Annotated in this window: 7 protein-coding genes; 4 read left to right on the forward strand and 3 right to left on the reverse strand. The window is 67.0% G+C overall.

All coding sequences use genetic code 11. The features are described 5' to 3' along the window. Window positions 1–1,459: helicase-related protein (locus VGD20_RS19265; protein ID WP_331135996.1), on the reverse strand; the 1,459-nt coding region annotated here is incomplete at its 3' end. 274 nt (window positions 1,460–1,733) lie between these two features. Here VGD20_RS19265 and VGD20_RS19270 point away from each other — a divergent pair. The 4 genes from VGD20_RS19270 (at window position 1,734) to VGD20_RS19285 (ending at window position 7,197) form a co-directional block, all read left to right on the forward strand. Then, window positions 1,734–3,278 (forward strand): M23 family metallopeptidase, encoded by a 1,545-nt coding sequence (locus VGD20_RS19270; RefSeq protein WP_414714598.1) that lies wholly within the window; start codon window positions 1,734–1,736, stop codon window positions 3,276–3,278. A 61-nt stretch (window positions 3,279–3,339) separates the two neighbouring features. Further along, complete coding sequence (gene hemB, locus VGD20_RS19275) at window positions 3,340–4,338, forward strand: porphobilinogen synthase (RefSeq protein WP_331135991.1); 999 nt, start codon at window positions 3,340–3,342, stop codon at window positions 4,336–4,338. A gap of 49 nt (window positions 4,339–4,387) precedes the next feature. Beyond that, window positions 4,388–6,643, forward strand: a complete 2,256-nt coding sequence (locus tag VGD20_RS19280) for a fused MFS/spermidine synthase (protein WP_331135992.1) — start codon at window positions 4,388–4,390, stop codon at window positions 6,641–6,643. Then, the gene (locus tag VGD20_RS19285) at window positions 6,640–7,197 is read left to right on the forward strand and encodes a gamma carbonic anhydrase family protein (protein WP_331135993.1); all 558 of its coding nucleotides are present in this window, start codon (window positions 6,640–6,642) and stop codon (window positions 7,195–7,197) included. Before VGD20_RS19280 ends, VGD20_RS19285 begins: the two co-directional genes overlap by 4 nt. 151 nt (window positions 7,198–7,348) lie before the next feature. Here VGD20_RS19285 and VGD20_RS19290 read toward each other — a convergent pair whose 3' ends face one another. Further along, entirely contained in the window at window positions 7,349–7,921 is a 573-nt protein-coding gene (locus tag VGD20_RS19290; RefSeq protein WP_331135994.1) for a urate hydroxylase PuuD, read from the reverse strand. 239 nt (window positions 7,922–8,160) lie between these two features. Further along, window positions 8,161–8,346 (reverse strand): septation protein IspZ (locus tag VGD20_RS19295; protein ID WP_331135995.1); only part of this gene is annotated, 186 nt, incomplete at its 5' end.

Consider the following 8,346-nt stretch of genomic DNA (forward strand, 5'->3'; position numbering starts at 1 on the left):
CGTTCCGCTGGCCGGCGTCGCGAAGCAGCAGCGCGAGCCGGCGGTCGACGAAACGCTGCGCGAGCGCCGCATGCAGCGCGTCGGACAGCCGCGATTCGAGCGCCTGCGTCTGTTCGGTCCACCCCGCCGCGCCGGCGATCCAGTCGCCGCGCTGCGCGATGAAGCAGAGCGTGCGCACCGCCGCGATTCGGCTCGCGAGCTGCTCGATATCGCCCTCGACATCGTTCATCCGCTCGAGGCGGCGGGCAAACCAGTCGGGATCGATCATCCCGTCGCCGTTCGTGCGCCATTGCCACAGCTTGAACACGGTGCGGCTGTGATGCTCGGCGCCGAGCTGTTCGAAATCGGGAAGGCCGCACGCGTCCCACAGGCGCTGGACCGCGTCGAAATCGCCGCCCCGCGCGCGCACTTCCATGTCGCCCGCCAGATGCTTGAGCACCGCGATGTCGACCGCTTCGGGGGCGGCGCGCAGCGATGGCTGCGTGGGCGGCTTGGCGAGGTCGGCCAGCAGCTGCTCCAGCGAGCCGAAGCCCGGGGTCGGATTGCGCCAGAACAGGCTGGAGAGCGGCGGGAAATGATGCCCCTCGATCGCCAGGATTTCCTCGGGCGTGAAGCCGCCCTGCGGCAGGCCGACGGTACCGAAACTGCCGTCCTGCTGGTGCCGGCCGGCGCGGCCCGCGATCTGCGCCATCTCCGAGATCGTCAGCCGCCGGAGGCGCCGCCCGTCGAATTTCTGCAGGCTCGCGAAGGCGACATGCTGGACGTCGAGATTGAGCCCCATGCCGATCGCGTCGGTGGCGACAAGATAGTCGACCTCGCCCGCCTCGAACATCGCGACCTGCGAATTGCGCGTCTTCGGGCTGAGCGCCCCCATCACGACCGCGGCACCGCCTGAAAAGCGGCGCAGCATTTCGGCGATCGCATAGACCTCCTCGGCCGAGAAGGCGACGATCGCCGAGCGTTTGGGCAGCCGCGACAGCTTCGACGACCCGGCATAGCTCAAGGTCGAAAAGCGCGGCCGCGTGATGATCTCGGCCTCGGGCACCAGGCTTTTGACGAGGCCGCGGATGCTCGCCGACCCCAGGATCATCGTTTCCTCGCGTCCGCGCGCGCGCAGCAACCGGTCGGTGAAGACATGGCCGCGTTCGGGGTCGGCGCCCAGCTGCGCCTCGTCGATGCCGACGAAGGCGACGTCGCGTTCGATCGGCAAGGCTTCCATCGTGCCGAGCAGGTAGCGCGCGTCGGGCGGCGTGATCCGCTCTTCGCCCGTGACCAGCGCGACTTGCGCCGCGCCCTTGATCGCGACGACACGGTCATAGACCTCGCGCGCGAGCAGGCGCAGCGGAAAGCCGATCATGCCGCTGGACCGGGCGGTCAGGCGCTCGACCGCCAAATGGGTTTTGCCGGTGTTGGTGGGGCCAAGGACAGCCTTGACCGGCTGGGAGGAGGGTGACGTCATTTTCTTGGGCACCAAGCTGGCATGGCCGCGATCATCGCGCAACAGCCTATCGTCGAATGGCAGGGTAGAGGCCGATTTTTCCCTGGACCTTGCATAATATCCCGCCCTCGCCACGGCTTGCCGCAAGCCACTTCGGCATGCACCCCATTAAATTGACTTTAACGACCTTTCTTTACAGAGAACGCTTCGAAAACGTCATTCGGCAGCCGGGTTATCGGGAGGCTTGCCGAGCGGGGGTTGCAATTTGTTTCAGCGTCACGAACCCATCGCGGGGATGTCGGGCAACGCGGCTGCGCTCGCGATGTCGCAGGCGATCTCGCTGCGGCGCGCCGATTCCGATGCCGAACCGCAGCCCGGCTGGCGCGACCGACTCGCCGGGCTCGACCTTGTCCCCGACCTTGGCGACAATATCGGCTCGGCCGAATGGTGGCGCGGCCTTGCGACGTTAACCCTGCTCTGCGGGACCGCGATCGCGACCTTCCCCGGTATCCAGCCGTTCGAAGTCGGCGGCGCGCCGGCATTGGGGGCGGCCGACTTCAACGAAGCGCGCGCGCAGATGATCGTGCCGCTCGCGCTCGGCGGTGACACCGGGCGCCACATGGCGGCGACCGACGCCGTCCGTCCGCTGACCCAGACCCCCGAACGCCCGCAGATCGAACTCACCGCGACATTGGGCAGCGGCGACAGCTTCGCGCGCCTGCTCGAACGCTCGGGCGTCGGCAGCAGCGAAGCGCAGGCGCTGGCCAGCCAGGTGGCGGGCGCGGTCCCGCTGGCCGACATCGCGCCGGGCACGCGCATCGACCTGATCCTCGGCCGCCGCGCCGCGCGCACGATGCCGCGCCCGGTCGAGGCGCTGGCGATGCGCGCGCGCTTCGACCTGCGTATCGAGATGGAGCGGCAAGGCGGCCGGTTGGTGATGCGGCGCATCCCGATCGCGGTCGATACGACGCCGCTGCGCATCCGTGGCCGGGTCGGCGACAGCCTTTATCGCTCGGCGCGCGCCGCCGGTGCCCCGCCCGCGGCGATCCAGTCGTACCTGCGCGTCGTCGGCAAGCAGATCTCGGTCGGCAGTGACATTCGCGCCGGCGACGAGTTCGACATCATCGTCGATTACCGCCGCGCCGAAACGGGCGAGAGCGAAACGGGCAAGCTGCTTTATGCCGGGCTGATCCGCGGCGGCAAACCGAAGCTGTCGATGCTCGAATGGAATGTCGACGGCCGGACCCAATGGTTCGAGGCGTCGGGCGTCGGCGAGCAGCGCGGCGGCATGGCGCGGCCGACCAACGGGCGCGTAACCTCGACCTTCGGCATGCGGCGCCATCCGATTCTCGGGTATCGGCGGATGCATAGCGGCATGGACTTCGGTGGTGGTTATGGCGCGCCGATCTATGCGGTCACCGACGGCATCGTGACGATCGCCGGGCGCACCGGCGGCTTCGGCAACTATGTGAAGCTCAACCATGGCAATGGCCTCGGCACCGGCTATGGCCATATGAGCCGGATCGCAGTGCGCCCCGGCCAGCGCGTCAGTCGCGGGCAGGTGATCGGCTATATCGGCTCGACCGGCCTTTCGACCGGCCCGCATCTCCATTACGAACTCTATCGCAACGGCCGTGCGGTCAATCCGGCGTCGGTGACTTTCGTCACCCGCGCGCTGCTCGAAGGCAAGGCGCTGGCCGAATTCCGTGCGCGCATCCGCACGCTCACGTCGATCGCACCGGGTGCCGCGCTGACCCCGATCGCACCGAAACAGGTCGAGGGACCGAAGCTCGGGTCGCTCGCCGATGTCGCCTCGAAGCGCGCCGAGGGCGGGACCTGATCCGCCACAAGATGCGGCAATATCCGTTTGCCCTGCGGCGAAGCGCCGCTATGCACGCCGCATGACCCAAGCCGCTTTCCCCGACCTGCGCCTGCGCCGCACCCGCCGTACCGGCTGGAGCCGCGCGATGGTGCGCGAAACGCATCTCTCGCCCGCGAACCTCATCTGGCCGCTGTTCGTCTGCGACGGATCGGGTAGCGAAGAAGCGATCGCGAGCCTGCCCGGCGTATCGCGATGGTCGGTCGATCTGCTCGTCGAGCGCGCGAGGGATGCGGTTGCCGCGGGAATCCCGTGCCTCGCGCTCTTTCCCTATACGCAGGCCGACCGGCGCAGCGCGGACGGCGGCGAGGCGCTCAACCCCGATAACCTCATGTGCCGGGCCACCGCCGCGATCAAGCAGGCGCTCGGCGACGATATCGGCATCCTCACCGACGTCGCGCTCGACCCCTATACCAGCCACGGGCAGGATGGGCTGATCGACGATGCGGGCTATGTGCTCAACGACGAAACGGTCGAGGTGCTCGTCGGCCAGGCGCTCAACCAGGCGCGCGCCGGCGCCGACATCATCGCGCCGAGCGACATGATGGACGGCCGCATCGGCGCGATCCGCGCGGCGCTCGAGGCCGAGGGTTTCGGCCATGTCCAGATCATGAGCTATGCCGCCAAATATGCGTCGGCTTTTTACGGGCCGTTCCGCGACGCGGTCGGCTCGCGCGGGCTGCTCAAGGGCGACAAGAAGACCTATCAGATGGATCCCGCCAACAGCGAGGAAGCACTGCGCGAAGTCGCGCAGGACCTCGCCGAAGGCGCCGACAGCGTGATGGTGAAGCCGGGGCTGCCCTATCTCGACATCGTCGCGGCGGTGAAGGCGAATTTCGCCGTACCTGTCTATGCGTATCAGGTGTCGGGCGAATATGCGATGATCGAGGCGGCGGCTGCGGCGGGCGCGGGTGACCGCGACGCGCTCGTCCTCGAAACGCTGCTCGCCTTCCGCCGCGCCGGGGCGTCGGGCGTGCTCAGCTATCACGCGCTCCACGCGGCGCGGCTTCTGGGACAATGATGAAAAAAACCGGGCCCGGAACGCCGGGGACCGGAAAAGTGGGGATTTGATGACAGGGACACCGCGCCGCTGGCTTTTCGTGTTGACCATCCTGGTCGGCAGCTTCCTGCTCTTCCAGATCCAGCCGATGGTGGCGCGGATGGTATTGCCCAAGCTGGGCGGCGCGCCCGCTGTGTGGAACAGCGCGATGCTCGTCTATCAGGCGCTGCTGCTCGGCGGCTATGCCTATGCGCATTGGCTCGGCCGCTTCACCGTGCGGCGTCAGGCGATCATCCACCTCGCGCTCTTCCTTGTCGCCGCATTGTGGCTCCCGATCGGCATCGCGCAGATCGCGCCGCCGGGCCCGGGGCAGGAAGCGCTATGGGTGCCCCTGCTCCTGCTCGCGTCGATCGGTCCGGTCTTCTTCGTCGTCTCGGCGCAGGCGCCGCTGATGCAGCGCTGGTTCGCGGCCGACAGCCGCGCGGGCGATCCCTATTATCTGTACGCCGCATCGAACCTCGGCAGCTTCGCCGGACTGATCAGCTATCCGGCGTTCGTCGAACCGACCCTGCCCCTTGCAGCGCAAAGCTGGGGCTGGACCGCCGGCTATGCGCTGCTCGTCCTGCTTGTCGCGGCAAGCGCCGCCGCGCGCTGGCATAGTCATGCCGAAACCGCCGAGAGCGCGAGCGGCGCGGAAGACGAGGCGCGGCCGACATGGCGCCGCCAGATCCACTGGCTGCTCATCGCCGCGGTGCCGTCAGGATTGATGCTGTCGACGACAACGCACCTCACCACCGATATCGTCGCGATGCCTCTGCTCTGGGTGCTCCCGCTCGGGCTTTATCTGCTGAGCTTCGTCATCGCCTTTTCGACGATGGAACGGCCGACGCAGATCATCACTTTCCTTGCCCCGGCCACGCTGCTGGCCGTCGGGGGGCTTGCGCTGCTCAGTTCGGGGGGCGGATCGATGACGATCGCGCAGGCCAGCCTCGCGATGCTGTTCGTCATCGCGACCGCGCTCCACGGCTATCTCTATTATCTGCGGCCCGCGAAGCAGCATCTGACGCTCTTCTACCTCATCATGTCGGCCGGCGGCGTGCTCGGCGGGCTGTTCGCGGCGTTGCTTGCGCCGTTGCTGTTCGACTGGGTCTATGAGCATCCGCTGCTCGTACTCGCCGCGGGGGCGCTGCTGCCGCTGCCCGCGCTTTTCCCGTGGGACAAATGGCTGAACCTGTCGGCGCAGAGCGTGCGGATCGTCGTGGTGCTGCTCGTCGCGATCGCGGCCTTCGCCAGCTGGCATATGGTGAACAATTGGGGCGGCGTCCTCGATCGACCCACCGTGGCCTGGGGCCTCGCCATCTTCGTGACCGGGCTGCTCGTCATCGGCTGGCGCTGGGCCTTCGTGTCGGTGCTGATGCTGCTGATGATCGGCGCGGGCGGCTGGGACACGATCCAGGAAAGCTTCACCGGCGCGCGCGTGCGCAGCTATTTCGGCGTCTATACCGTCACCGACTATCCCGCATCGAACCAGCGCCGCCTCGCGCATGGCACGACGCTCCACGGCCTCCAGCGCACCGACGCCGCGCACCGGCGCGATCCGACGACCTATTATGGCCATCAGTCGGGCGTCGGGCTGACGCTCGACAAGGCCGGCGCGCTCGCCGGACCGAACGCGTCGATCGGCATCGTCGGGCTGGGGGCGGGGACGCTCGCCTGCTATCGGAAGCCCGGTCAGCAATGGACGATCTTCGAGATCGATCCGGTGATGGTCGAGATCGCGCGCGATCCGGCCAAGTTCACCTTCCTGTCCGATTGCGCCGGCGACACCCCGATCGTTATCGGCGACGCGCGGTTGCAGATCGCGCAGCAGCCGCCGGGTCGCCTCGACATCCTCGTCATCGACGCCTTTTCGTCCGATGCGATCCCGCTTCACCTGCTGACCAAGGAGGCGATCGGCATCTATCAGCGCGCGCTGAAGCCCGACGGCATCCTGCTGATCCATATCTCGAACCGCTTCTTCGGGCTCGAGCCGGTACTGGCGGAAGAAGCGCGGGCCCGCGGCTGGGCGTCGGCGATCCGCATGGACCCGGGGCCGATCGGCGACGATTATGGTGACCTGACCGGTTCGAACTGGGTTGCGCTGACCGCGACGCCCGAGCGGCTGCGGCAATTGACCGGCGGCATCCGCCCGCGCACCGATGCGTCGAAGGATGGCGCGTGGGTGCCGCTGGAGGCGCGCCCGCATTTCGAGCGCTGGACCGACGATTATGCGTCGACGCTGCCGGTCCTGCTTTGGGATCATATCTTCGGAGGCCGCGACGAATGACATACACCGACGTCAGCATCATCAGCGTCAACGGCAAGACGCCCGTTATCCACCCCAGCGCCTTCATCGCGCCGGGCAGCCGTATCATCGGCGATGTGACGATCGGCCCCGACGTCAGCATCTGGTATAATTGTGTGCTGCGCGCCGACGTCAGCCGCATCGTGATCGGCGCGCGATCGAACATCCAGGACGGCAGCGTCGTGCATTGCGACGGCCCGATGCCGCACCGGCCCGAGGGTTTCCCGACGATCATCGGCGAGGATGTGCTGATCGGCCATATGGCGATGGTGCACGGCTGCACGCTCGCGCCCCGTGCGTTCGTGGGCCTCAAGGCGACGGTGATGAACGGGTGCCGGATCGGCAGCGACGCGATGCTGGCGGCGGGCGCGCTCCTCACCGAGAACAAGGAAATTCCGGATCGCGAACTCTGGGCCGGATCGCCCGCGCGGCGCGTGCGCGAGATCGACGATGCACAGGCCGCGGGCATGCAGATGGGCATCGCGCATTATGTGATGAACGGCCGCATGCACAAGGCGGCGGTCGAGCAAGGCTAAAGCCAGAAACCCGTTCGCATCGAGCGAAGTCGAGATGCCCCTCGGCTTGGCGCCATCTCGACGGGTGTCTCGACTTCGCTCGACACGAACGGAAACAAAAAAGGGCGCCGCGGTTTCCCGAAGCGCCCTTTCGATTTGTCGTTGCGGCGCCTTAGCTGAAGTTCACCATCGCATAGAGCATCGGGATCGACAGCAAGGTGTTGGTCCGCGAAAAGATCATCGCGGTCTTCGCGGCCTTCGCCTTGGTCGCATCGTCGGCCTCGACGATGCCCAGCGCCTTCTTCTGGTTCGGCCAGATCACGAACCAGACGTTGAACGCCATGATCAGGCCCAGCCACATGCCGACGCCGATCAGCTTGTACGGATCCTGCAGACCCAATGCGGGCGCCAGATATTTGGCGTGGCCGGCGATCGCGAGGCCGAGCAGCACCGTGACCAGCGCCGCCCAGCGGAACCAGAACAGCGCGGCGGGCGCGATATGCTTGCCGACCGCGGGTTTCAGTTCGGCCGGAATTTTCGGCATCGTCGGAATCTGGACGAAATTGAAATAATAGAGCAGGCCGATCCAGAGCACGCCGAAGAAAGTGTGCAGCCAGCGCATGATCGCGTTGCCCGCCGCAACCCCGTCCTCGAAATTCTGGCCGTTGAGGCAGAGCATCAGGATGATCGCGAGCACGAGGCCTGCGCCCAGCACGGCGTGCAGGTTTCCGAAAAATTTATCCATGGCAGTTCCCCCTGTTTTTCGCGGCGCCGCGTGCGACCCGGAGCCGGTGACGCAGCTATGCCAGCGACGGGGGTAAGGCTCAAGCTTACTTCCTATGATCCTCCCTGCGGCCGAAGGCCACGGGGAGGAGGACCGCAGCGAAGCGGTGGTGGAGAGGCAGCGACGTTGCGCCACGGGCCCCTCCGTTAGCGCTTCGCGCTGCCACCTCCCCATGCCTGCGGCACAGGGAGGATCGTGGCTTAGCTGTCGCTCGCCGCCTCGTCGGGAACGGCGAGGCCGTTTTTCAGCATCACCGGCACCTGGCTGAAGGTGAAGAGGAAGGAGAGGGCGGTGACACCCCAGACCTTGATCGTCAGCCACAGGTCGAAGCTCATCTGTTTCGCCTGGATCATCTCGTACATCACATGGTTGGCGATGCCGAGCGC

It is taken from the genome of Sphingopyxis sp. (assembly GCF_036402335.1).
In the GTDB taxonomy this organism is placed as follows: domain Bacteria; phylum Pseudomonadota; class Alphaproteobacteria; order Sphingomonadales; family Sphingomonadaceae; genus Sphingopyxis.